The organism is Chitinophagaceae bacterium, assembly GCA_016717285.1.
In the GTDB taxonomy this organism is placed as follows: domain Bacteria; phylum Bacteroidota; class Bacteroidia; order Chitinophagales; family UBA10324; genus JACCZZ01.
Map to the genome: position 1 here is coordinate 764151 of JADKFU010000004.1, position 25267 is coordinate 789417.

Below are 25267 nucleotides of genomic sequence, written 5' to 3' on the forward strand. Positions count from 1 at the left end.
TATTCATCCGGATAAATAGTAATTGTCATCCATCCCGTTAGAAGAACTTCCCCCGTACCTTCCAACCAAAAATAAGTTTGCATCCCACCGCTGCACTTCCTACATTTCGCAATTAATGTATTCCAACCTCCATTTAACATCATGATAAAATTTTTAATACAAACAATTTTATTTGTTCTGCTTATTTGCAACCTGGTTGTTACAACTGCCTTTAGCCAATGCAATCTCGCGAAGCCCAAAAACCTGGCGGTTAACTCCATTACGAGTTGCAGTGCTGTGCTTTCGTGGAAAAAAGTGAGTGGGGCCGCTTATTACCAGATCCGTTACAAGCAAGGTAACGGCGCATTTATTTACGTTAATACCGGCACCAATATTACCTGGCAAATCGATGGACTACTTGCCAATAAAAATTACACCTTCAGCATTGCAAGTTTTTGTATAAATGCTCAGACCAAGGGTTATTCAAATTCAATAAAAAGTAAGACACTGAATTGCGCTGCGCCAATCTCGGTGGCAGTAAGTGCGATCAACAAACATAAAGCTACCCTTCAATGGCAACCGGTTTGCAATGGTTCCATTTTTAATCTACAATACAGGGTTGTAGGGACCACCGTCTGGACGACCATTTCAAATATTGCCGCCACCAGTTTTCAACTTACTCAACTTGCTCCGGGCACTTCTTATGAATTTCAGGTACAGACCAATTGCAGCAGTGTCAACTCTTCATTCACCGCCATTCAAACATTTACTACTACAACGGGAACGCCTGAAGCCAAACCGAATATCCTCGCCATCATGGTAGATGACGGACGTTATGATATTTATCAACCCAATGGAGGTCCTTCCTGGTTTGAGACACCTGCCATCAACCGCATTGCCAATGAAGGCGTGAACTTTCAGCTAACTTTTCCGGCCACTTCACAATGTGCACCAAGCCGGGCGACATTCTATACCGGTTTGTATCCGCACAAGCATGGCTGCATCGTGAATGGAAATCACATGAATGATTCATTGCCACTGATTCAACAGATTCTGAAAGACAATGGATACTATACAGGTTTCGTAGGTAAGTATGGTCAAAACCTGGGCCTGCCGCAGGGCTTCGACTGGTACGCTATTTCACAATCCGACAACTATGTAGATGTGGTGTATACCATCAATGGTGCAGATACTTTTATTGCCGGACACATATCCGACATTTATCCGCAACTGGCGCTTACATTTCTCAACCAGGTTCCGGAAGGTCAGCCATTCGCATTGTTTTATTTTCACCGTGCGCCACATGGTCCCACCATTCCACGCCCTGAAGATGCTTTGCTTTATACCACGGATACCATTCCGTTTCCTTCCAACTTTTACAAATACAACCATGATTATCCTTCCTTCTTTTATTCATCTGTTTACAAATGGCCTTACGATTCTTTAGAAACCGACACTGCAAAATTGCTCGAATACCAGGCTGTTGCAGGCGTGGAAGACAATACTGATACGCTTACTGACTGGCTCGAGTCAAAGAATATGCTCGACAAAACTTTTCTGATGTACACCAGCGACAATGGTTATAGTAAAGGTGAGCACCTGTTGCAGGGCAAAGGACTGGCCCAGGATGAATCGATCCGTTTACCATTGTTTATCCGCTATCCGAAATGGTTTCCGGCGGGTTCTGTAATCACCAATGAACTCGCTGCTAATTTCGACATTGCGCCCACTATGCTTGAACTGGCGGGCATTCCCGATACGTTTGGAATGGATGGCACATCACTGCACAAACTTTTTACCCACGATGTTTCACGCAAAGAGTTTTTCTATGAATTTGGCGGCACAGGAAATTTGATTCCCGCACTGCGATCAGTGCGTACTCTTCAATACAAATACACCTATTACTATTGCAACAGTACTGCTGAAGAATTTTTTGATTTGGTGAATGATCCTTCAGAAAACGAAAACCTCATCGGCAATCCGGTTTACAGCGGATTGATTCAGACCTATCGTGAAAAGCTCGACAGTTTAAGAACAAGCTTTGAAGATTATGAGCCCATCAACATTGGTTGTTCTTTGTTGAATCCTACGATTGCAAAAGCATCGGCACCATCTGATCAGGAATTAACAACAGCATTGTTGACGCTGTTGCCAAATCCGGCTGTAAACAGTTTCAATTTGCAATGTGCAAAAAGCGATCAGCGGCAAGCAGAAATTACCATTGTAAATGTTTTGGGTGAATCAGTTTACTCGCAACAAGTTGCAGATCAGAATTTTTCAATCAGTATTAATTGCAGATCATGGCCGGTTGGAGTGTATATGGTGAATCTGAAAAGCACCAGCGGAATAACCTCTCAAAAATTAACCATTGTGCATTAATAAATGACCTAATTGGTAATTACCTGAAATGACCAGACACGAAGTACTCATCGTGCTCAAGAAACACCTGCAAACAGCCATTTTGCTGGAGTGTTCCACATTGCCTCCTTATTTGTGCGCCTATTGGAGTATTCATGGTAACTCCGACTATGCAGAACGGGCCAAAAAGATTCTTCTTTCCGTAATTCAGGAAGAAATGCTTCATCTTGCTATGGCGTGTAATATTCTGAATGCAATCGGTGGACATCCGGTTTTAAATGACCCTGCGCAATTGCCATCCTATCCGGGAGTTTTGCCCGGCCATAGCAAAACAAATAATAAATTTCAGGTGCATTTGAATAAATGTTGTCCCGAATCTATCAGCAATTTTATTCAGATAGAATTACCGGAGGAAATGTTCGGGACCAAACAACATGCTGATGGCTGGTGTACCATGGGGGAATTTTAAAAAAAAAGGGGAGCCGGGGAGGGGGAAGGGGGGGCGGGGGGGGGGGGGTTTTGCGGGCAGAAAAAAACAACCAAAACCCCCCGCCCGGGGAAGGGAAAAAAAAAAAAAAAACAAAACAGGCGGGGGGGCGTGGGGGGGGTGGAGAAAATGGGGGGGGTGAAGTGCCTACAACGCTGGTGTTGTAGGTGATGATCTCACTGGTAGTACCGGTATATTTGGAGGCCAATATTTTAGTTCCGCTCGGATCATAGAAATCAAGATCATAATTAGCAGGCAGCGTGGTGAGTGTTACCTTGATATTTTTCTGTGCAGATGTATTGCTGAAACTAAAAAAATCGATGTCTGTGGAAGTATTAAGCAATCCATACACCACAGTGTTTGCAGTTATCGCCTTTGCGGTGTTCTTGGTTTCATTAGGTTCATAATTGTCAGCGCAGGCAGGAGGGGAAGTGATAAAAGTAACTGATGCGCTATACCCACTCGAACCGGCAGTGCACACGCTCTGTACCTGAAATTCATATTGTGTTCCCGCTGTTAAACCTGAGAGTGCAAGTGAAGTGACTGCAGAGGTTGTTGAAATCCACGTAACGCTTCCAGTAGCACGGTATTGAATATTGTAACTATTGGCACCAGAGGCGGAAGACCAGTTTAAGGTAGCGGAAGAACCAGTTATAGAGGAAGCGCTGAGACCAAAAGGTATTACACATGGACCAGTACAGCCGGAAGAAAGACAACCTACGGCATCTACAGCGCCTTGAATGGCTGCTGAAGGCAATGGTCCGAATCCTTTCGTGAAATTGATTCCGTAAGAGGTGAGATGACAATAACTCATGATCGTACCACCGCCTATTGGTGCGGGCCCCTGAGGACAACCACCTTCAGTAGTGTAACAGTTGTCAATCGCTCCTCCTGGCCAGGAACAATTATGCGTGTGATAAGATCCCATCAGGTGACCCAATTCGTGTGTACAAACCATAACAGTCCAGGAGTAAGTAGGCACATTATTGTATCCAAAATCTACATCAGAATAACAATACTTGTTTGTGGAAGAACATAAGCCATTGATGGTGGAAGCCACTCCGCCTAATCCTCCCGGATCAATACCCACCAGTTCTCCCAGGTCGCCATTAAAAGTCGGGCGATTCGTTTTAAACTTACTCAATTGAGAGGAGGAATTGGTACCATTATAGGGATCGCCTGTTGTCCAGATAAAGATTTCAGAAATGGAGGTGGTAACAGCATCATTACTGTAAAGTGTTGCAACATTATTATGAACGGCAGTCATCCAATTGGTAGTAGTAGTGGTTGAACTTCCATTGTTGGTATACAGGTTATTATCCATCTCATAATAAATTCTCACACAATTGGCAGTGCGCAATGTGGCTCCATTAGTAGCATACTCCTGTAACTTAGTTGCATAATCAGGATCATCAACTGTGGCACAACCGGTTTCTTTCAGCGGCAGGTTTTTATCAGAATAGATTACATAATCATAATTTTTGGCTTCTGCTTTCATGCTTTTTCCAATATTGATATTCAGGTATTGATCAGAAGAAACAATGCCCATCATTTCACCATCAAAGAAACTGAGTGCGGCAACTGACGTCTCATCACCCTTTACAATACCACGGTAATAGATTCCGGGACTGTAAGAAATGGCTTCACCATTTGACTGGTCAGTTACTACCGTGAAATCCTCCGTTAAAATATTCACTTTGTACAATTCCAGCGTGATGGTTTTGTCATCATACGGGAAGTTGAAAGCGATAACATCTTCATTGGCGGCCTTCATTGCGGCAAGCGCGTTCATGTCTAATGTAACGGCCACTGCTTTCTTAATGGAAGGTTGCAATTCAGCTGAACGCGCTGTATTAATGCTGAAAAGACTAACGGGCTTGAATGCAAGACCGCTGTTTTTCAGGTTGCTCACCTGTTGGGCAATTGGCCTTCCGGGAAGGCTTTGCGCGTGCAACAGGTTGCTGCCGACCATCAAAAACAAGGCAGTCATGATACAGGTAAGTAGTTGATTTTTTCTCATGGATTTTGAATTTAATTGGGGGTTCAGAATGGAATTATAAATTGTGGGAATGATCAGTGGCAGGCAGATGGGTACAAACGAGGGCGTAAAGAAATTTCAATTTTGCGTAACTGCCAAATATGAGTAAGAGAAGGGGAAAAATGATCTTGGATCGCAAACAGCGTCAGACAACTGTTGACATTGAATAAATTTCATCGATAGTCGCAATAACTTTGATACAGAAATCACCCTTCCTGCATCATGTTCTTCTCCACAATGCGCAGCTTCGCATACCGCAACATAATTTTTTTCTGGCCCACATTGTTCTGGAAAAAGATGGTGGCCATCTTATCCTTTGTATTGCCTTCGAGTTGCAATACCTTGCCGATACCAAACCGTTGGTGTTCTACTTCCATCCCAACCTGGATACGATTGAAGTCCACTGCTACAAAATCTGTAGTGGTTTTATGTACATATTGCGGTGGCTTAATAACAGGCACCGTTGCTTTGCTGAATTTCTCTTCATGAGAAGAAGCATTCATATCGCGGTGTGAGAATTGTTTTTCTATTAAGCGCTGATCAATCTCTTCAATAAAGCGACTCGGTTCAGAATAGGTGAGATTGCCATAACGATATCGTGATGTGGCAAAGGTCAATGTCAGTTTGTCTTCCGCACGTGTGATAGCTACATAAAACAAACGCCGCTCTTCTTCCAATTCATCGCGGCTGCCCATCGACATCTGATTCGGGAAAAGATTCTCTTCCAATCCCACCACATACACGCACGAAAATTCCAGTCCTTTAGCGGAGTGAATGGTCATCAGCTTCACACGGTCTTCCGATCCATTGTCTTTGTCGGCATCCGTAAGCAAGGTGATTTCCTGCAGGTAAGCGCCCAGGCTTTTGTCGAGGTTTTTTTCATTCAGTATTTCGCCGTCAAGGGTTACCCATTCCTGCTCTATTGGATCTTTGCCTTCTTCAAACGGCGCTCGTTCCGTAAATTCTTTTATTCCATTTAATAAACCCTGCATGTTTTCATAGCGGCTCAATCCTTCAATCGTTTTGTCGTTGTACAATTCATTCAGCAAACCGGAAGCCTTTGCAATGTGTGATGCGAGATCAAACGCATTGTGCGTTTTCAGCATGATTGCAAAGCTTTTGATCTTTGTTACAAATTCGCTGATGGCATTTGCAGCGCGGTTCCCGGGCATGAGCTCATTATAATGTTCGAGCACTTCCCAAAGACGCATTCCTTTTTCATTGGCCACCAGTAAACATTTTTCAATAGTGGTTTGTCCGATGCCGCGCGTTGGATAATTAACGATACGTTTCAATGATTCTTCATCGAAATGATTGACGGCTAACCGAAGGTAGGCGACGAGATCCTTGACTTCCTTACGCTGATAAAATGAAATGCCACCATACACTACATACGGAATATTAAGACGCCTCAACGCTTCCTCAAAAGCACGTGATTGTGCATGTGTTCGATAGAGGATCACAAAATCCTTATTCATGCGCTGGTTGCGCATCTTCTCTTCAAAAATTCCATCCACCACCATTCTGCCTTCATCGTTATCACTGCCTGCTTTCAGCAATTTTATTTTTTCGCCCACGTGATTATCGGTCCATATCTGCTTTGTAATTTGCATGGTATTGTTGCCGATCACTTTGTTGGCTGCATGCACAATGTGTTTGGTAGACCGGTAATTCTGTTCCAGCTTAAACACCTGTAGCTCCGGATAATCTTTTTCAAAATTCAGAATATTGGCAATCGTGGCACCACGAAAGGAATAGATGCTTTGTGCATCATCTCCTACCACACAAATGTTCTGATGCACATCACCTAATTTTTTCACGATAGCATATTGCGCGCCGTTGGTATCCTGAAACTCATCAATCATGATATAGCGGAATCGCTGCTGGTATTTATGCAAGGCGTCCGGAAATTTATCGAGCAGGTAATACATTTTGTATAACAGGTCGTCGAAATCCATCGCGCCCGACATGAAACAGCGTTTTGCATATTGCTCATAAAGCATCCCTATTTTCGGACGGCCGGCAGCAGTATCATCGGCTGTTACATTAATATCGCTTTGATATTCCCGGGGACTGATCAGGCTGTTTTTGGCTGCGGAAATTCTGTTGAGAACAATATTGGGTTTGTACAGGGAATCGTTCAATCCCTGTTCTTTGATAATCGTTTTCAATAAGCTCTTGGAATCGTCCGTATCATAAATGGTGAAGTTGGAAGGATAGCCGAGCCGGCCTGCTTCATAACGTAGAATCCTTGCAAACACAGAATGAAAAGTACCGATATAAAGATTGCGTGCTTCATTACCCATAATTTTTGAAATGCGTTCGCGCATGGCTGCGGCGGCTTTGTTGGTGAAGGTGAGCGCGAGGATCCGGAATGGATCCACTTTTAGTTCCATCAGGTAAGCAATCCTGTAAGTAAGTACACGTGTTTTCCCGGAGCCGGGTCCTGCCACAATCATCACAGGTCCTTCGGTAGCCATTACTGCCTGCCGTTGTACATCGTTCAATTCATCAAGATAATTCATCGCTTCAAAATTAGAATATGGAGCAGAATAGTTTAGCGTTAATTTTCAACAATTTGAGTAGTGAGTAGTGAGTCGTTAGTCCTGAGTCGTTAGTTGGTCTTGTGGGTATTTACTGTGAATACTTTACTGAGGAAGTAAGAAATGGTAGCGGTGTTTCATGATGACGAAGGAAGCATCTTTTATTAATCAAGTAGCTATTTCCTTCGTCGGAATAAGAAAAAGCAGTTCGTCCTGCGTCGTTAAGAATCAACGTTAATCTGTTACTGAAAAAAGTACCTCCATTCAGGTCTTTCATTTGAAATCAGTTTGTAACAGGGAAAATTCTATTTTTTAGATATTTGTAAACAATGGCTATTCCGAAAATTATTCACCAGACCTGGAAAACTTCTACGATTCCTCAGCGCTGGAGTAAAATGCAGCAACACAATCTTTCATTGTCGCCAGGATTTGACTACAGATTGTGGTCTGATGAAATGATGATGGAATTTGTAAAGAATAAATTTCCTGACGTTTATACTTCATTTGTAAATTACAGATATGTTATTATGCGTGCCGATGTTATCCGGTACCTGTTGATGTATGAATTGGGCGGATTGTACCTCGATTTGGATTATGAATTACTGGTGCCGTTTAATGTTGACCAGGCGCCGGTGGTGCTGCCACGTGAAAGAAGCATAGCTTTTGGTGATGGCTATGACTGGATTGGAAATGCTTTTTTTGCCTCCGTGCCACAACATAAGTTCTGGAGTGATGTGATTGAGGAGTTAATACGTAATCCTCCGAAGGTTAGAGATGAATATGATGTAGCTGATGCCACCGGTCCCGGATTGCTGACAAAAGTTTATTACGCCAATTCCTACCCGGATATTTATGTGCCTGAAAGAATTTTGTACCATCCACCAAGTCCGCATACTAAAAAAGGATATTTGAAAATAAAGAACAACGGACAATCGCTGGGTGTGCATCATGGATGGGGAAACTGGAAGGAACGTTTTACCTGGAAATATATCGAGCGGAAATTTTTTAAAAGCAGTTGGGAAGCGAGGCGATCAAAAATAATTCCGCGATAGACAGAATCATTATAATAAGATTTATTCACCAACCCAAAGCTTCTGCAAACCTTAACAAAGCAGGATTGTTTAAATGTAATTTCCCTTTACATTGAAAAGATTGAGTTTAACTTTTCATTTTGCAACGACTGCATTTATTTACACATCTTCCAATCTAAATCCCTTGTTATGCAATTGAAATTTTATTTATTGACTTTTCTGGCTATACTATTCATTACCGCTGTTGCTGTAGCAACTCCTGATCAGGGCACACAGGCTGATCTTTTTTTTCAACGTGCAGCTTTGAATGGCTACAACGGAAATGTGTTGGTTGCACAAAAAGGAAAGATATTATTGCGCAATGGCTATGGCTGGCAGGATCCGGAGCAGAAAGTGAAGGAAACAGCGGCAACAGTTTTTGATATCGGTTCTGTTACCAAGCAATTCACCGGAGCGGCGATTTTGAAATTGCAGGAACAGAAAAAAATTTCAGTGAATGATCCAATCACAAAATATTTTAAAGATGTTCCTCAGGATAAAGCCGGCATCACGATTCATCAGTTGCTGACACACACTGCCGGTTTTCCAGGTGCAATTGGTGACGACTACGAACTGATTTCAGCTACTGATTTCATGAAGCTTGCTTTCAACACGCCACTTGATGCTAAACCGGGCGAGCAATATGAATACTCCAATGTGGGGTATAGCATTCTCGGTATTCTCGTTGAAAAGTTATCGGGAAAGAACTACGAACAATATCTTCATGATGAACTGTTTGTTCCGGCAGGCATGTTGCACACCGGTTACCTCCTTCCTCATTTTGATAATGCACAACTCGCTGTTGCTTATCGCGACGGTGAACGGTGGGGCACGATGCTCGAACATCCCTGGGCAGCAGACGGACCCGGATGGCATTTGAAAGCCAACGGCGGAATACTCTCTACATTGGATGATATGCAGATGTGGTACATAGCCCTGCGCAATAAAACTGTATTGAATGCCGCTTCTGTAAAGCAATATCTTACGCCGCATGTGAAGGAGCAACCTGAAGGCATCTCTTTCTATGGATATGGTTGGGTGATTGAACCACAACAGGATGGAGATACCATCATCTGGCACAATGGAGGCAATGGTGCATTCAATACATATATGGGTTTTAGTTTGAAAAATGATTACACGATCATTATTTCCAGCAACAACAATCAGAAGATCGCGGATGATTATGCTGTTATCGTTCGTAAGATCTTATCAGGAAATTACCAGCCCTTGGATCAAAAAGTTATTGCACAATTTGAAGGAGATTACAGGCTCCAATCAGGCGACATTGTACATTCCGCTATTGATGAAACTGACCGGTTGCATCTTTCTTTCAATTCACAAAACGGATTGATGGCTATAAGCTCTGACGGAACAGAGGATGCAGCAAAGGCAAAGAATTACAATGAAAGCACGGAAAAAATTGTTGCAGCGGCTTTCCTGCAGGATGACTTAACCGGTTTTGCCACAGCACGCCGGATACCCCTGGAAGTGGTAACACAAAATGCCGGCGCTCAATGGAACAAGATGAAGCAGCAATCAGGAAAAGTGACCGGTGTAAAAGTGATTGGAAGTGTAGCAAGAAAAAGAATGGATGCTTATCTGACATTTGTTGCGGTGAACTTTGAAAAGGGTGCGAGGTATTTCATTTTTGTCTGGAAAGGGGAAGTCATTGATGACTGGTTTCAACAAGCTGACTTAGAGAAAATCTTTGAGCAACAAACGCCCAATACTTTTTATGCCGATAATGTCGACAAGACCATTGAATTTACGCAAGGCCAAATGCTGATCAAACGTGATGGTAACCAAATGGAAGCGACAAGAATAAAATAATTGTGTTGCTGAATTATTTGCAATGCTGACATTGAAAGGGGTTGATTGCAAAACAATTACTTCAATGTGGATTCAGATGCTTCCTTCGTCAGCATGACAAAGCGTTACTTGTTCCTGAACATATTCATATTTGAATTATCCATAACCACTACTAACGACTCAGGACTAACGACTAACGACTTTTCACGCCTTCTCCCTTTCAAACTTATTAATCACCTCTTCATAATATTCAAAGGTGGTCTTGGCAATGGACTCCCAACTGAATTTTTCTAAAACTCTTTCCCGGCCGGCTTTGCCCATGCTATTGGCCATCACTTCATCTTCCAGAAACAAGTTGATTTTTTCCGCAAAGTCTTGCTGAAATGCTTCAGGGTCTGCCGGATTAAAATCAGTTCTGCTCACACTTTTTAGCGGAATCAGATAGCCGGTTGTTCCATCCACAATAATTTCCGGTATGCCACCAACATGAGAACCCACCACCGGCGTTTGACAAGCCATCGCTTCGAGGTTGATGATGCCAAAGGGTTCATAAAGAGAAGGACATGCGAACACACGGGCATGACTGTAAAGCACTTTTACTTTTTCCCTTGGAAGCATTTCTGAAATTAAAATGACGCCTTCTCTGTCTGCACGCAGACTCGCCATCAACTCTTCTGTTTCTTCCGCAATTTCTTTTGTATCAGGAGCTCCGGCACAAAATACCACCTGGGAGTTTCTGTGAAAATGCCGGGCCGCGCCAATCAATTGTGAGATACCTTTCTGCCGGGTGATACGTCCAACAAAAAGTACAAAAGGAACTTTAGGATCAATACCGTATTCAATAAGCACTTCATTGTCGAAAGTAGGCTGGTAAAATTCAGGATCGATGCCATTGTGTATAACAGTCACTTTATCCGGATTCACTTCATATGCTTCGATCACATCATCCCGCATCTGTTCACTTACTGCGATAATGCCATCAGCTGATTGATAGGCATGTCGCTCAATCCACCGCGAAAGAAAATATCCGTTACCTAATTGTTCCACTTTCCACGGCCGGTGCGTTTCGAGACTGTGCGTGGTGAGTATGAGTGGCACTTGTAAAAGTTCGCGTGAAAAGATACCGGCAAGATGCGTGTACCAGGTATGACAATGGACGATATCTGCCTGCGGAGTAGCACGTGCCATCTCCACATCACGATAAAGGTTCATGTACATCTTATCACGCTGACTGTCTTTCATCTCAGGAGTCATGAGAGTTGTTTCCACGCCGCGCACATGCATGTTATCATTGTCTTCAAACTGATCGCCATAACACCGAACTTCCACTTTACCCAGTTTTGCAAGTTCCTGCGAGAGAAAGTCAACGTGTACGCCGGCACCACCATAAATATTAGGCGGAAATTCATTGGTGAAAATTGCAATCTTCATGATTCGTTTTTTTTGAGATGAAAGGGTAGTCGCTTTGTTAATGCAAATTTTTCTTCAGGAAACTAATAGTGATTGTTAAAGATATACTATCCGTTTTAACAAAGACTACAATTAACGATTCAACAGGCATCCGGCGATTCGCTGTCTTGAATGGAGCATCTGATATGCAGGCTATTTTCCTTTACCTATTTTTAGAAAAAATTAATTACTGTATCAATCAGTCTCCTAAACTTACACCAACATGCAAATTTTTATTGGCTTCCTGTCTCCAATTATTATCTATGTAATCATTTCGGTTTTAAATGTGATACTTCCCGGACGATGGGTGATTGGTTATGCCACCAAGGTAAGTGCGAATGAAAAACTAAAGTACTATCTGAATGGAAAATATGTTTTACTCCTTGTAATGGCAACCTGGTTTTTGTTAGGCTATACCGGCCTCTTGCCATGGAACTGGTTATACCTGAACAGATGGTATGCACTTGCAGGAGCATTTTGCATTGGAATAATTTTTACAATGGTGATTGTGTTGCCTTATCCTCCGGTTAAAAAATCTTTACTGGCAGATTTATTTTTAGGAAGATTGGATAACCCTCAGCTTTGGAACGGACGCATTGATGCAAAAATGTGGTTGTATCTTCTTGGTGCGGTAATGCTCGAACTTAATGTACTAAGTTTTGCCGCGCATCACTGGCTGTTGTATCAGTCAGACGCATCGTGTGGCATTTTTCTTTCCGCGGCACTGCTTACTTTTTTTGTGATTGATTATCTCACTTTTGAAGAAGTGCATTTGTACACGTACGATTTGTTCGCGGAAAAAGTGGGATTTAAGCTTGGCTGGGGCTGTCTTGTTTTTTATCCGTTCTTTTATTCCATCGCGTTATGGTCAACAGTTGATTTACCTGATCAGCGTACACCAGCCTTGTTATTGGCACTCTATACTTTGATGTTTTTTTCGGGATGGATATTATCACGTGGCGCAAACCTTCAGAAATATCATTTCAAAAAAAATCCGCAAAAAGCTTTTTTAGGAATTGTTCCAGAAGCAATAACCAATGGCAACAAAACTTTGCTGGTAAATGGTTTTTGGGGACTCAGCAGACACATCAATTATTTAGGTGAAATATTGATGGCGACAGGAATAATTCTTTGCGTCGGTCATCCGGCACTGATCTGGCCGTGGCTTTATCCCATCTATTATATCGCATTGCTATTTCCCCGGCAAATGGATGACGATAAACGTTGCGCTCAGAAATACGGCGCTTTGTGGAACACTTATAAAGAGAAAGTGCCTTACCGGATTATTCCTTATGTCTATTGAAATTTGGTTGTTTTAAAAATTGAGTTCATTTTCCTCACCCTTAGTTCCTCTTCAAAGGGAGAGGGAAATGCCAATTTTCAGAAACTGCTTCTTAAAGCCGGTACAATTTTTTTGTAGCATCACCCATGATATTGATCGCCATTTTGCGCGGTAATATTTTTTGCATGATAAAGGATGCCACTTTGTTACCTGTACCTGTTATTACAGAAGGTTGTTTTCCTAACTTCTTAAAACATTCTTTCACCACTTCCTCTGGTGTTTGCACTTTCGGTGCAAATAGATTGGATTTTTCCGGGTTGGTATTTATAAAATTGGGTGTGGAAGTGGCACCTGCACAACAGGCAATAATATCCACGCCGCGGTTTTTCCATTCATACCAAAGGCTTTCTGCGAAAACACGGGTAAATGCTTTTGTGCCTGCATAGACTGCCAGGTTACCACTGCCCTGAAATCCGGCCAAAGAAGACATAAAGATCACTGCCCGCAATTTTTTCTGAATCATTTGTTCGCTAAATAATTGCATCAGGTTTATCGGTGTAACAATGTTTGTTGTTGTGATCTGAAGGTTATGCGCGGGATTGTTTTTTTCAAACGCACCGATATAAGAAAGCCCCGCGTTATAAACGAGCAAATTAATTTCCCGGCCGTATACAGCCGATTGCAACTGTTGCGCAGCGGTTGCTTCCGATAAATCACAAATGATGCAGGTAACATGTACCGCAAACTCCTTCATTATTAAATCTGCCAATTGTTGTAACGGCCCGCCGCGTCTGGCTACGATTATCAGATCCATTCCCTCAGCGGCCAAATACCTGCTGAATGCTGCACCCATGCCTTCCGATGCACCGGCGACCAAAGCCGTGTTGCCGTATTTTGATTTTAGATTCATCTGGTTTTTTACTCAGCGATTGTTAATGTATAAGTTGTTGCTCTCAGCACTTTTGCAATTCGTAAAATTATGATTTAGCATGGTTATCAGGTTTGCATTTTTAAATGAAATAAATCCCGATCAGATATCCTTCCGCTCTGCTAAAGTACCTGCTTCGAATGAGCCAACGCTGAACAGCGCTGAGGGAGGCAATACATCATAGCTGTTAAAGCAAATTAACATTCCGGGATACTCCTTTTAACATAACTTATTACAGGCAGTTGAATGTGTATTTATTTTTCTATTATGATGTCTAAATAACATTCATAAAATCCGGGATGCATATTTTTGGGACCGAACCTCGATAATGTTCTTTTCAAAAAAAACTCATCAGATCTTCTGTAGCTGATTTTTTGAATGAAGCCATATTTTCTCAGGTAAATCGGTAAACTGCCTGTAACTTTTAAATCCGTGATTCTTCCCAGCGCTAATTCGATTTCATGAAAACTAACACCTCTTCCCCAACGATAGAGCTCTTCATATTTATTTTCAAAATTGCCAGTATGTATTTGGCTAAATTCTGTTCTCGGACTGAACCTTGCGTAATCCATAGCTAATTCATCCTGAAGCCACATATAAAACGGCAAAAGGGAAGTATGCAAATCATAAGGCCACAATCGGTTCGGTGTTCCAAACACACAAAGATGGCCACCTGGTTTTAGTAATGAAAAAGCCTGCTTCAAAGATGCCTGCCTTTCTTTGGGAGTCATGTGTTCAAGTGACGCTACGAACATGATAATATCCCAATCTGAATCACCAAGCGTTTCGATCTGTGTTGCATTAAGCTTCAGAAAGGAAGGATGTAATCTATAAATATCCGCTCTCTTTTGCGCAATTTCTATAGCGCTTTCATCAATATCAATTCCTGTAACCAGCGCACCTTGTTCACTCAATGCAATTGTTGATGCGCCGGTGCCGCAACCTATTTCCAATACTTTTTTATTCTTTAATCCTGTCTTTTCAGTCAGGAAGGGAATATGGGTTTGCCTGAACTCCAGGAGGCGTCCGCTGAACAGCGCATCAATATCAAATAACCTCGACTCTTTGGAATCATATTTTTCTTCTTTGCAGAAGCCGGTAATGATTTGTTTCATCACTGAGCTTTCTTCAGTATTCAATTCAATATAATTTGCAACTACTTCCGGAGGAATGATAAATGTTTTGTACAGGCCTAGTAATTTCAGGATGCTGATTACGAAATTTTTCATATTGTAATTTGATTAACAGGCAATGAAGCAACAACAATTGCAGACGGGTAATTTTCGTCAACCGCTAACCATTGTTCATGAGATGCGCAAAAATTAATGTTGGAATGTCCGCTGATGATTTTTCGAATAGCAAGGGAATTACCTGGATCACAATCATAGTGAATAACAAGCGAAGGAGCAAATTCCACTACGGTGTGCTTGAAATCGGGATTACGCATCAAGTCGTTAAACCAGTTTAAAGAGCAGAAAATATTGTGGGCGCCTATGTTCTAAATGAATTTAACGCAACACTATTGTTTGCAATGCTTATTAAAGATATAAGGAATTATAACAAGAAGATTACAATTTAATTACATTTGATAGCTCGCTGTCTTCATTTTTTTATCTTAATAAAATCCTTATTCCCGCATGAATCTTTTTAAATGATATCTGATGATAATTTTGATAATTTTTCCACAAACCCAAACCCAATAAACATGTTACAAACAATGCTGAAAAAATGGTGGCTGATTTTAGTGCAAGGCATTCTCATGATTATCCTGAGCATCTTCATTTTTAACAATGCTGATGCAGTACTGGCCGGCATCTCTATATGGTTTGGTGTTATTGTACTGCTTACCGGCGTGGTGGGTGTTATCTCATGGCTTGCATCCACATCATCTGAACGTGAAACAGGATCACTCATCTGGAGTCTGCTTACAGGCTTGTTTGGCGTATTAATGCTGATGCACCTTTTTGCCACTATGAAAATGCTCACCATCATTTTTGGCATCTGGATGTTATTGACAGGTTACAATCTTTTTTCTTCCGGCTGGCCGATTCGCAACGAAGGCTGGCTTGGCTGGCTGCTCGTGATCGTGGGCATACTTTCATTTATTGCAGGAGTAGTGATGATCACTAACATCGGAGCCGGGGCAATCGGCATCAGCGCACTGTTAGGATTCCAGGTACTTCTTTCAGGAATTGTAATGGTTATTCTTGCTTTTGTTAAGAAGGCAGTAGTAAATAAAATAACCGGTAAAGTGGAAGAACTTAAATCAAGAATGGGATCATAGGCAGCCACTGCTCAGGTTTGCAAAACATTTCTTGTTGAAAATCATTTGCAACCCCTTGCATTTCTATGCCGCAGCGTAGTGGATTTTTTCTTTGGAAAAATCAAGGTCAAACGCTCCTGTATCAAGTCTGTTTCTTTTCTACCAATAGAAGTTAAAAGACAGCCTACTAAGGACTATCGACTCACGACTATCTACTCGTTAGTCACTACTCACTACTCACTCCAACACCAACGGCTTTATCACCGGTCCGTTTTTAGTATCCAGCTTTACAAAATAAACTCCTGCTGCGTATCCGGAAAGATCAACCGCAATTGTGGAGGCATGCGTAACCTTTTCATTTACCTGCCAGATCAAACTTCCGATTGCATTGGTAATCTGAATGGAATGTACCTCATGATTGGACGGAAGAATGATGTTACACACACCATGGGTCGGATTGGGAAACATTTCAAACTGTACGGATTCGGGATCAATAGTGCCTGTAAAAATCGGGTTGATATTAATGTCATCGATGTACAAATTATTTCCATAACCACTCAATGCCTGCATAGCGATCTGAACATCCGTCATGCCAATATATGCAGTGAGGTCAATGGAATCTTTTTTCCATTGTGCCTGATTTTGTGGTACAAACGGATTCTGCGTGGGTGAAGCAGTTTTAAGATCAGGCGTAGTTTTCTCATAAGCAATCGTGTAAGTACTAAAGCAATCAGTGGTGATCAGTATTCTCATGGTATCAATATATCCGGGATCGGTATACGGCGCATAGGAACGGTAAAAGGTCATGGCAAGTGCTGGCAGTGAGGTGAACAGGCTCAGTTGTGGTGTAACCAATTCGCTTGTGCCGGCAGGTATGTCAAAGAAAGGCACCACTGTTGAATGTGCTGAAAGCATTAGTCCGCCCACATTGGCTAATGTCCACATGCTTCCGTTCTGATGCCACAATGCTGGCGGGAAACCCGATTCAAATCCTTCTGCTATCGGCAAGGTTGATGCTGAAATGGTAACCTGATAAAATCCAGACCTCCGGTCGTTGTCAGTATTTTCATCCGCTGCTCCATTCGGATTGGAAGTATAAACAACAATCTCATGGTTCCCATCAGCAAAGTTTACCATGCCGAAATCAATAGTCAGTGTATCTCCTGATGCCAGGTTTCCTGTCCAGTCAACGGTTTGTTCAGCGCCATTGTCAACGCTCATGTGCAGCGTTACACTCGTGAGAGTCGTGGTGCCGAAGTTTTTAATTCTTGCAGTGATGTCGCCTTCTGTTTCGCAGCTAAATCCTGCTGGAGTCAAGAGTGTTAGAATACCGGCATCGTTAGCTGTTACAGCCGAAACTGCAAGATCACTCTCCCAGATTCCTCTGCCATAAGTGGCTGCACGTAACTTATTGAAAGAGTATAATACGTCAAGCTGTGTTACAATTACATTAGGCAATCCATCATTAAAGGGTTCCCAGTCACTCATATTATTGTCGCGATAGAAAACACCAAAATCAGTACCGGCATACAGCATATCATTGGCATTTCGCTGATAAGCAATACAATTTGCCGGAATGTTGGGTAAACTTCCCGATAGGTTAGACCAGTTGGCTCCTGCATTTGTGCTGTGATAAATTTTTTCTCCTGCAGTATAACCTGAAAATGTCAGCCAGATTTTTTTCGGATCATCATTACTGATAACAAGGTCGGTAATGCCACCTGTTATTGCAGGCAACGAACCCGTAATTTCTGACCAGGTGTTGCCACCATTTGAGGTATAAAAAACCTGGTTGATAGTGGTAGCATAAATAGTATTGGGATCGGATGGCGCTATGCGAACACGATAAATGATGCTTTGCACGCCGACGTCTGCCGTCAGTATCTGCGCCCAGGAGGCGCCATCATTTTCTGATTTTAAGATCGTACCGAAATAAGCGTTATTGCTCGTCGAATACGCCGCGCCGCCGTAGTAGATTACATGATGATTCAGCGGATCAAGAACATAAGGTGTAACCCAGTCGCCATAATAATAATATTCGCCGCCCGGATCAACAGGATAGATCGAAGAATAACCGGCTGAGCCATTGCTGCTTCTTCCCACTGAACCATATTGAGCGCTCGCGTAATTAACCTGGTCGTTTTCATAATCCACAAGCGGTTGCATACCATCTCCGCTATAGACATGTGTCCAACTGACGCCGTCAAATTTATCTGTTCCATTATCCTGAGCGCCGGCAAGAATATAATCATGATCAACTACAGAATTGCCAATGCGGTAATATTGTTTGATGGCCATTCCTTTACTGATGTCTGTCCATGGAAAACTTCCCTGCGTGCTCCGGAATATACCGCCATCATTTCCTGCCAGCAGTCGTGTGCCATCATTCGGATAATACACCGCGGCATGAAAATCAGGGTGAATTTTATCTGCTCCAAAAGAATAACCGCCACCGATAATGTCCCAGCTTTGTCCGCCATTAACAGAGCGTACAAGATTAACACCACCAGCCACTACCATATTTGCATTAGTGGGTGAAGCGGCGAGCACAATATCATATACTCCCTGAGAAGAAGCCAAAGAAGTAGGTGTACTCATTTCGTTAAATGAAATTCCACCATCCGGAGAAACATAGAAACTTCCGGCTTGTGTCCACACATAAATCAGGTTTGAATTGGCAGGTGTTACGGCTATAGAAATCCTGGAGCCGGTGCCTGCATCCTGAAGCATCGCGATTGACTGTGTCCAGGTGCTGCCTCCATTCGTGCTTACAAAACAATGATGATCGTCAACAGCATACACGGTGTTTGGATTAGCGGCATTGAATTCAACATCGAAAAAGAAACCGTTAACAACTTTTGTCCAGGTAGCAGCAGCATCGGCGGACTTATACAATCCGCCACGTGTTGCAGCGAACAATAAATTTGGGTTTGCCGGACTCACAACAACACGATAAATTAACTGCCCGTCTGTTTGATCATAACTTAATCCGGTGGAATTCCAGCTTTGTCCGCCATCTGTCGACTTCATCAAACCTGCCGAATACGTTCCGCCCCAAAAGTAACCTATCGCGAAGGCGTAAATTTCATACCCATAACTATCACCGGTTGCGGCGTACATGGTATCGGGATGAATCGGATTAATCGCAATATCACCGATGCTGATGTTCGGAAGCAAATCAGAATTATTGGTGTTCCAGTTCAGACCACCATTTGTTGACTTCCAAAGACCACCGCAAGGTGTGCCGGCAAAAATAATATTGGTGTCCACCGGATTGATGGCAATGGTATTGATCCGGCCGATGCCTGCTAACGGAACACCGGTTGGTACCAGATCAGGACCGATTCCCTGCCAGTTGGCAGTGCGTACGGCTGAAGGATGTACTTGCTGATATTTTTTGAATTCACGCAACAGAATTCCCGGATCAATAAAATTACCTGACGGATATACACGTGGTTCCATAAAAGCTTCCCACCGTTTAAAGCGGGCCACTTCATCGTCTTTGTATTTCTCCTCCTCATTGTTTTCTTCTTCCGCTGTGTTACTTTCCTCAGTGTTTTGCCGGTGCAATCGTGATACTTCCGGATGCGTTGCATAAAACTGCGCCTGCAGTGTGTAGAAATTTATTGGTGGTTGTGCCGGGGTTTGTGCGCCGGCAGCAAATGAAATCAGGAACATGCATAAGAGGAAAATGTTTCTCATTGTAATAGATTTTTCGGGATGGTTTGTAAATCTAATTAAATATCATAATGGTGGCTAATTTCTGAAGGAGCGTAAAAATGAAATGCCATGAAACAATAACTGATGACCACTTCATTAAAACAAAAACACCTGATAAAAATGATCAATGAACAACCATGTTATTATTAGTTACGATTATATTTACCTACGATTGAAGGAATATGGTACCCATTCATGCAATAAGAGAAGCGATGCCTTATGACAATACCTTGCTGCTTACTAAAGCGACAGAAAAGGGGTTGGCTGAAAAATACCTTGCGCCGCGGCGCTACACAAGAAATAAACTCTACCAGAGCATGTTTGAAGGCAAAACAATTGTCTTCACTGACTATCCCATATCGTTAAAAGTGCCCCAGGGTGCAGATAAGATTAGTTTTCTGTCAGGACTGCTACAGGCTTATATACCTCAAAAAGAAATTATAAAAATCAGAACCGGCACAAAGCATCGAATAATTAAAGTAACGGTAAGGGAAACATTGGCGCGCTGGACAAGAGGACGATCGAGATTTGGTGTTACCGATCTGCATTTCAGAGGCACCCGTTTATTTGATAAAATTGATGCAGATGCAATCAGTCATTTTAATTTGTTGCCGCGATTTTCCGCAGAAGTTTCATTTCTTGAAATGCTTACATTGGTAATCAGTGCAAAAGGCATATTCAGCGATTCACATTCTGATGACGGTGATGGAAGCAACCATTGTTTTACAGGAAAAAAATTATGGTTTGCCTGGGACAGAGAGGAGGGAAGAAAAATGGGCCTTGAAGATTGTACGTATGATCCGGTTGATGAGCAGGCGAAATTCAGCATTGATAAATTTTTATCCCTCAGCAGCGCGCACTGGTTTATTGTATCGGAAAACAGGACTTTATTTATGCCCGGAAATTTCGCTCACCGGGTTATTACACTTGAAAAATACATTGGCTTTGGAAGCTTCTATGTTTCCTTTCCTAATTATTTCAACGCTGTTAAACGTTGGACGCTCTATGAATCAAGTGATGTAACCGATGATTTTATCAATAGTTTAAATATTAACTTAATTAAATTATTAAAATCAGTTGCTAAAATGTCCACTGCTGAAAAGGAACTATGGGGTGTTGATTACCTTTTTAAAGCACGGGCACAGCTCACTAAAAACATGACTCCTGAACAAGTGGAATGTTTTCTGAAAAATGAGACAGTTCGTAACCTGCTTGCTGCGATAGATCGGATAGCTCAGCAATAGAAAAATACTGTTGAATTCCCAAACCGGCAATGTCGGGAAATTAGTTTTTCGCTTCATGTTCATTAATCACTGATCCGTCTGTCCGGTTTTTATCGAACGATTAAAAAATTCAAAACAGAAAGCCTGTTTCTAAAATAGCATTAACCATTTTCATTATAAATGTGAGTTCAGAAATTTCAGGAGGAAGAAACAGATCTGTTACTATGCGTTATTCACTACCTGTTTTCCTTTCACATAATATCCCGTTCCATCATACATACGTTTGCGTGGATGTTGCTGACATGTTTCGCTGCAGGTACCCTCATATTTCCATCCGCAGGCTTCACACATCGCAAAATGATTGTTGCATTCAGGATTGGCGCAGTTTACCATTCGTGCTGACGAAGTTCCGCAACGAAGACAATGAGATATGATGGTTGGATTCACTTCGTTCACATCAACAGTTATGCGTTCGTCAAAAACATAACACTTACCGTCGAAATCTTCGCCTCCTGTTTGTTTGCCGTATTCGATAATGCCACCATGAAGATGATAGACATCTTTAAAACCATTCTCCAGTAAAAACGCTGTTGCTTTCTCACAACGGATACCTCCGGTACAATAAGCGAGTATTTTTTTGTCTTTGTATTGTTCGAGTTCCGGTAAAAAATGCGGAAGATCGCGGAAGTGATCTATTGGCAGCGCAATGGCATTTTTAAACTTTCCCACTTCCCATTCTACCTTGTTACGTACATCGATTACTACTGTGTCCGGATCATCTTTGGCTTTTCGAAACGCTTCGGGTTCAAGGTATTTTCCTGAATGCTCCCATACATTTACTTCCGGCCTGTTAAAATTGACGATCTCCTTTTTATAACGCACAAAAATTTTGGCGAATGAAGGAGCATCCTCTTCATCTATTTTAAAAGCCATATCAGCAAATCGAGGATCTGCGTGTAAATGATCCATGTACTGCCTGCATTGTTCTACAGTGCCGGAAGCAGTTCCGTTCAACCCTTCATCTGCAACAAGGATCCGACCTTTGATGCCTATTGATTTGCAGTATTGAAGGTGCGTATGCGCGAATTGTTCCGCGTCAGGAATGCGGACATACTTGTAATAAAGCAGTGTGCTGAATGGTTTCATAGCAGTAAACCGGGTGTAAACCGGATTAAGAATTAAAAGGCTGTAAAAATAAGGAATGCTGTTGCTTGATGTATCATGACCTAAAAGGCGTGATCCACGCGACTTAAATGTCGCCACACAAAAAACAAAATGATACTATAAAATCTATCTTTGCGCAAACGCAATGTTATTGTACTTCCACCCATGAAAACTACACTCTTAACAGATACACATATAAAACTCGGTGCGAAGATGGCTGAGTTTGCAGGTTACAACATGCCGATTTCCTATGCAGGCATCAATGCAGAGCATCAGTGCGTGCGTGAAAATGTAGGCGTGTTTGATGTTTCGCACATGGGCGAATTTGTTATCAAAGGTTCAAGAGCGCTTGATCTGGTTCAACTGGTCACTTCAAACGATGCATCAAAATTAAAAGTAGGCGATGTGCAGTATTCCTGTTTGCCGAATGACAAAGGAGGAATTATTGATGACCTGTTGGTTTATCACCTGCAGGAAAATTCTTACATGCTGGTGGTAAATGCTTCTAATATCGAGAAAGACTGGGACTGGATATCGAAGCACAATACTTTTGACGTGGAGATGAACAATATAAGTGACCGTGCAGGATTGCTCGCCATCCAGGGACCCAATGCCATTAGGGTACTGCAAAAATTAACGGATACTGATCTGTCGGCTATTCCGTATTACAAATTCGCACGCGGTGTTTTTGGTGGGGTAAAAAATGTATTGATGTCGAACACCGGTTATACAGGTGCCGGCGGTTTTGAAATTTATTTTGATACGGCTGATGCAGGCGATTTATGGTACAAAATTTTTGAAGCGGGAAAAGAATTTGGTATTCAACCAATCGGATTAGGCGCAAGAGATACGCTGCGTCTTGAAATGGGATTTTGCTTGTATGGAAATGATATTGACGATTCCACATCACCTATCGAAGCAGGCTTGGGTTGGATCACTAAATTCACCAAGGATTTTGTTGCGAAGGATATTATTGAAACTCAAAAGAAGAAGGGTGTAACACGCAAACTGGTGGGCTTCGAAATGATGGATAAAGGAATAGCCCGTCACGGACATAGTATTGTGGATGCGGATGGAAAAATAATTGGTGTGGTTACGAGCGGAACACAATCACCCACTTTGCAAAAGGCAATAGGAATGGGATACGTTCCCACAGCACTGGCTTCAGAAGGAAATACCATTCATATTTCCATCCGGGAAAAGAATTTAGAAGCGAAAGTGGTGAAGATGCCTTTTTTGAAAAAGTAATTGCAATTTATTGAATTGCCAATTGCTTTATGTAAGTCCCTTCATTGGTAATGCACTTAATAAAATAGGTACCCGCTTCCGGGTTATTTATCTTAATATGAATCTGGTATCCGCTTTCATCTGATTCATATACCGTGCGACCCATTATATCCGAAATGATGATATCGTTAATCAGTGATCCCATACAATGTACATCTACGTAATCACGAGCAGGATTGGGAAAAAGCTGCATTGGATTGGCAGCATTTACAGTCTCGTCATAAATTCTGTTGATCAATAATTTTTCCGATTCAGGCAAACCGCTGTCATCCAATATTCCACCACGCATAAATACGTTTAAGTGGATAGAATTATCTGCGGAATAAAGGTTGAGCAGGTGCGAACCCGGCATGAAACGAAGCGTAGCACCGGTATTCAAAGTCATATATAACTGTTTGGCACCGTATTCCGGATGCTCCTCGCGCAACATCATCCTGTTCCAGATATTCAATGTTCCTCCGGGATCAATAATCAGTTCTGCTGCGTCATTCATAAGGAGAATTCCCGATTGATTGGCTGTTCCATAATTCAATTCACTGCCTGACATCACATGCATTTTCGCGCCATTCATAAAACGAAAGCAGGAAGGACTTCCATTTAAATTGATGCCACCCGATTGATACCGGAATTCATCGCCATGTTGAAAAATCAGTTCCACAAAATTTGCGCAAACCTCGCCACCCGAATTAATCAGGGTGAATGTGTGAAATACGCCAGGCTGTCCACTTACTTCTGCGGCTTGCAGCTTCGTATAGGGTTCAAAAATCAGCTCACCAACCGCATTCACCTGTATAACCATATTAACAGGAATGCCGGGATCAGGAAAAGGCGTGACCAAGGCAGCATCAATATTTGTTACCGACGGGTACCCTGAAGCATCATAAATGATTAGGGAAGGATCAAAGCCACCTCCGATAGTTGTTTCAAAATTTCCGGAGAATTGAGGTACCTGAATTTCAGAGTATGTCTCTGCATAGGTATAGAAATAAGATCCGAAAGTTTTAAGGACAAGCGTATCGCCAGTATTAGCTTGAGAAAACTTAATGCCTGAAACCACACGCTTTAAATATTGATCATCAAATTTTGTTGAAGCCATGCAGGTGTTGTAAGTAAAATATTCCCATGAAGGCGTATCTACAGGATCCAATGCGACTTTCTGTAATAGATAAGTAGTGTCAAGACCAGTCACATCAGGAATTCTTGTAACAGACAAAATGAATGACTTGGTTTGACCGGCGCTATCCAATCCTCCTTGAATGTTGAATGTTCCAATAAAACCAACATCGAGTGGTAAATTGTAAACCACATGAGGAGCCAGGTAGGAATTATTAATAGGTTTGCTGGCAATAAAAAATCGCCTTAAAGTATCGATTTGAACAAGTGGAATTTTACAGCCCAGGTTTCCCGGAATAATACTGATACAATTATCTGAATCTTTCACGCCATCCCATTCATCGTTATAAGTCTGGTAGAATTCCCATTCCTGGTAACCCTGCACCTGAACAGATGGATTTCCCGGACATGGAACCATCATTGAGTTATAAAAACCATTGTTGGGAACCAATTGAGCAATACCGCAAGCGCAACATAATAAAAGAGCACAGACACATAATGACTTCTTCATAATTGTTCAATTATGTGATTCGTAAAGATAAAAAAACTCTCTA

At 42.1% G+C, this 25267-nt stretch carries 16 protein-coding genes; 8 read left to right on the plus strand and 8 right to left on the minus strand.

Translation table 11 applies throughout. From position 1 onward, the window contains the following. The first annotated feature begins 141 nt into the window (after positions 1 to 141). Together IPO83_08345 and IPO83_08350 are read left to right on the plus strand one after the other, a co-directional pair. Complete coding sequence (locus IPO83_08345) at positions 142 to 2358, plus strand: sulfatase-like hydrolase/transferase (protein ID MBK9731281.1); 2217 nt, start codon at positions 142 to 144, stop codon at positions 2356 to 2358. A gap of 28 nt (positions 2359 to 2386) precedes the next feature. Continuing rightward, positions 2387 to 2806: a hypothetical protein gene (locus IPO83_08350; GenBank protein MBK9731282.1), complete on the plus strand. Its 420-nt coding sequence runs from the start codon at positions 2387 to 2389 to the stop codon at positions 2804 to 2806. Here IPO83_08350 and IPO83_08355 read toward each other — a convergent pair. Then, a complete protein-coding gene (locus IPO83_08355; GenBank protein ID MBK9731283.1) occupies positions 2727 to 4844 on the minus strand; it encodes a fibronectin type III domain-containing protein in 2118 nt (705 codons plus the stop codon). The genes IPO83_08350 and IPO83_08355 overlap by 80 nt on opposite strands. Positions 4845 to 5068: 224 nt before the next feature. Then, positions 5069 to 7387: a UvrD-helicase domain-containing protein gene (locus IPO83_08360; GenBank protein MBK9731284.1), complete on the minus strand. Its 2319-nt coding sequence runs from the start codon at positions 7385 to 7387 to the stop codon at positions 5069 to 5071. A gap of 347 nt (positions 7388 to 7734) precedes the next feature. On the opposite strand from IPO83_08360, the gene IPO83_08365 reads away from it, so the two are divergent. Both IPO83_08365 and IPO83_08370 read left to right on the plus strand, forming a co-directional pair. Then, the gene (locus IPO83_08365) at positions 7735 to 8457 is read left to right on the plus strand and encodes a hypothetical protein (protein MBK9731285.1); all 723 of its coding nucleotides are present in this window, start codon (positions 7735 to 7737) and stop codon (positions 8455 to 8457) included. 168 nt (positions 8458 to 8625) lie between these two features. Then, positions 8626 to 10305: a beta-lactamase family protein gene (locus IPO83_08370; GenBank protein MBK9731286.1), complete on the plus strand. Its 1680-nt coding sequence runs from the start codon at positions 8626 to 8628 to the stop codon at positions 10303 to 10305. Positions 10306 to 10488: 183 nt separating this feature from the next. On the opposite strand, the gene glgA is transcribed toward IPO83_08370, so the two are convergent. Continuing rightward, positions 10489 to 11715: a glycogen synthase gene (glgA, locus tag IPO83_08375; protein ID MBK9731287.1), complete on the minus strand. Its 1227-nt coding sequence runs from the start codon at positions 11713 to 11715 to the stop codon at positions 10489 to 10491. A 241-nt stretch (positions 11716 to 11956) separates the two neighbouring features. Between glgA and IPO83_08380 the strand changes: the two genes are divergently transcribed. Further along, entirely contained in the window at positions 11957 to 13036 is a 1080-nt protein-coding gene (locus IPO83_08380) for a DUF1295 domain-containing protein (protein MBK9731288.1), read from the plus strand. 91 nt (positions 13037 to 13127) lie between these two features. Here IPO83_08380 and IPO83_08385 read toward each other — a convergent pair whose 3' ends face one another. Together IPO83_08385 and IPO83_08390 are read right to left on the minus strand one after the other, a co-directional pair. After that, positions 13128 to 13925, minus strand: a complete 798-nt coding sequence (locus tag IPO83_08385; protein MBK9731289.1) for an SDR family NAD(P)-dependent oxidoreductase — start codon at positions 13923 to 13925, stop codon at positions 13128 to 13130. A gap of 272 nt (positions 13926 to 14197) precedes the next feature. After that, the gene (locus IPO83_08390; protein ID MBK9731290.1) at positions 14198 to 15172 is read right to left on the minus strand and encodes a methyltransferase domain-containing protein; all 975 of its coding nucleotides are present in this window, start codon (positions 15170 to 15172) and stop codon (positions 14198 to 14200) included. Between the two features lie 476 nt (positions 15173 to 15648). Between IPO83_08390 and IPO83_08395 the strand changes: the two genes are divergently transcribed. Next, the gene (locus IPO83_08395) at positions 15649 to 16227 is read left to right on the plus strand and encodes a DUF308 domain-containing protein (protein ID MBK9731291.1); all 579 of its coding nucleotides are present in this window, start codon (positions 15649 to 15651) and stop codon (positions 16225 to 16227) included. Positions 16228 to 16443: 216 nt separating this feature from the next. Here the strand turns inward: IPO83_08395 and IPO83_08400 are convergent, their stop codons facing one another. Beyond that, a complete protein-coding gene (locus IPO83_08400) occupies positions 16444 to 19908 on the minus strand; it encodes a T9SS type A sorting domain-containing protein (GenBank protein ID MBK9731292.1) in 3465 nt (1154 codons plus the stop codon). Between the two features lie 200 nt (positions 19909 to 20108). Here IPO83_08400 and IPO83_08405 point away from each other — a divergent pair, with 200 nt between their 5' ends. Next, the gene (locus tag IPO83_08405; GenBank protein ID MBK9731293.1) at positions 20109 to 21170 is read left to right on the plus strand and encodes a hypothetical protein; all 1062 of its coding nucleotides are present in this window, start codon (positions 20109 to 20111) and stop codon (positions 21168 to 21170) included. 201 nt (positions 21171 to 21371) lie between these two features. Here the strand turns inward: IPO83_08405 and IPO83_08410 are convergent, their stop codons facing one another. After that, positions 21372 to 22295, minus strand: coding sequence for a rhodanese-related sulfurtransferase (locus IPO83_08410; GenBank protein ID MBK9731294.1), 924 nt, complete (start codon positions 22293 to 22295; stop codon positions 21372 to 21374). Between the two features lie 183 nt (positions 22296 to 22478). Between IPO83_08410 and gcvT the strand changes: the two genes are divergently transcribed. Then, positions 22479 to 23561 carry a glycine cleavage system aminomethyltransferase GcvT gene (gcvT, locus tag IPO83_08415; GenBank protein MBK9731295.1) on the plus strand — a complete coding sequence of 361 codons (1083 nt, stop codon included), beginning with the start codon at positions 22479 to 22481 and terminating at the stop codon, positions 23559 to 23561. A gap of 7 nt (positions 23562 to 23568) precedes the next feature. On the opposite strand, the gene IPO83_08420 is transcribed toward gcvT, so the two are convergent. Further along, entirely contained in the window at positions 23569 to 25224 is a 1656-nt protein-coding gene (locus IPO83_08420) for a T9SS type A sorting domain-containing protein (protein ID MBK9731296.1), read from the minus strand. Positions 25225 to 25267 lie beyond the last annotated feature (43 nt).

What these genes read in the sequence shown, in the direction of transcription:
- IPO83_08365 (MBK9731285.1), top strand. Translation starts at nt 7,735, where the DNA reads ATGGCTATTCCGAAAATTATTCACCAGACCTGGAAAACTTCTACGATT.
- IPO83_08390 (MBK9731290.1), bottom strand. Translation starts at nt 15,172, where the DNA reads ATGAAAAATTTCGTAATCAGCATCCTGAAATTACTAGGCCTGTACAAA.
- IPO83_08345 (MBK9731281.1), top strand. Translation starts at nt 142, where the DNA reads ATGATAAAATTTTTAATACAAACAATTTTATTTGTTCTGCTTATTTGC.
- glgA (MBK9731287.1), bottom strand. Translation starts at nt 11,715, where the DNA reads ATGAAGATTGCAATTTTCACCAATGAATTTCCGCCTAATATTTATGGT.
- IPO83_08360 (MBK9731284.1), bottom strand. Translation starts at nt 7,387, where the DNA reads ATGAATTATCTTGATGAATTGAACGATGTACAACGGCAGGCAGTAATG.
- IPO83_08395 (MBK9731291.1), top strand. Translation starts at nt 15,649, where the DNA reads ATGTTACAAACAATGCTGAAAAAATGGTGGCTGATTTTAGTGCAAGGC.
- IPO83_08385 (MBK9731289.1), bottom strand. Translation starts at nt 13,925, where the DNA reads ATGAATCTAAAATCAAAATACGGCAACACGGCTTTGGTCGCCGGTGCA.
- IPO83_08400 (MBK9731292.1), bottom strand. Translation starts at nt 19,908, where the DNA reads ATGAGAAACATTTTCCTCTTATGCATGTTCCTGATTTCATTTGCTGCC.
- gcvT (MBK9731295.1), top strand. Translation starts at nt 22,479, where the DNA reads ATGAAAACTACACTCTTAACAGATACACATATAAAACTCGGTGCGAAG.
- IPO83_08405 (MBK9731293.1), top strand. Translation starts at nt 20,109, where the DNA reads ATGGTACCCATTCATGCAATAAGAGAAGCGATGCCTTATGACAATACC.
- IPO83_08420 (MBK9731296.1), bottom strand. Translation starts at nt 25,224, where the DNA reads ATGAAGAAGTCATTATGTGTCTGTGCTCTTTTATTATGTTGCGCTTGC.
- IPO83_08355 (MBK9731283.1), bottom strand. Translation starts at nt 4,844, where the DNA reads ATGAGAAAAAATCAACTACTTACCTGTATCATGACTGCCTTGTTTTTG.
- IPO83_08370 (MBK9731286.1), top strand. Translation starts at nt 8,626, where the DNA reads ATGCAATTGAAATTTTATTTATTGACTTTTCTGGCTATACTATTCATT.
- IPO83_08410 (MBK9731294.1), bottom strand. Translation starts at nt 22,295, where the DNA reads ATGAAACCATTCAGCACACTGCTTTATTACAAGTATGTCCGCATTCCT.
- IPO83_08350 (MBK9731282.1), top strand. Translation starts at nt 2,387, where the DNA reads ATGACCAGACACGAAGTACTCATCGTGCTCAAGAAACACCTGCAAACA.
- IPO83_08380 (MBK9731288.1), top strand. Translation starts at nt 11,957, where the DNA reads ATGCAAATTTTTATTGGCTTCCTGTCTCCAATTATTATCTATGTAATC.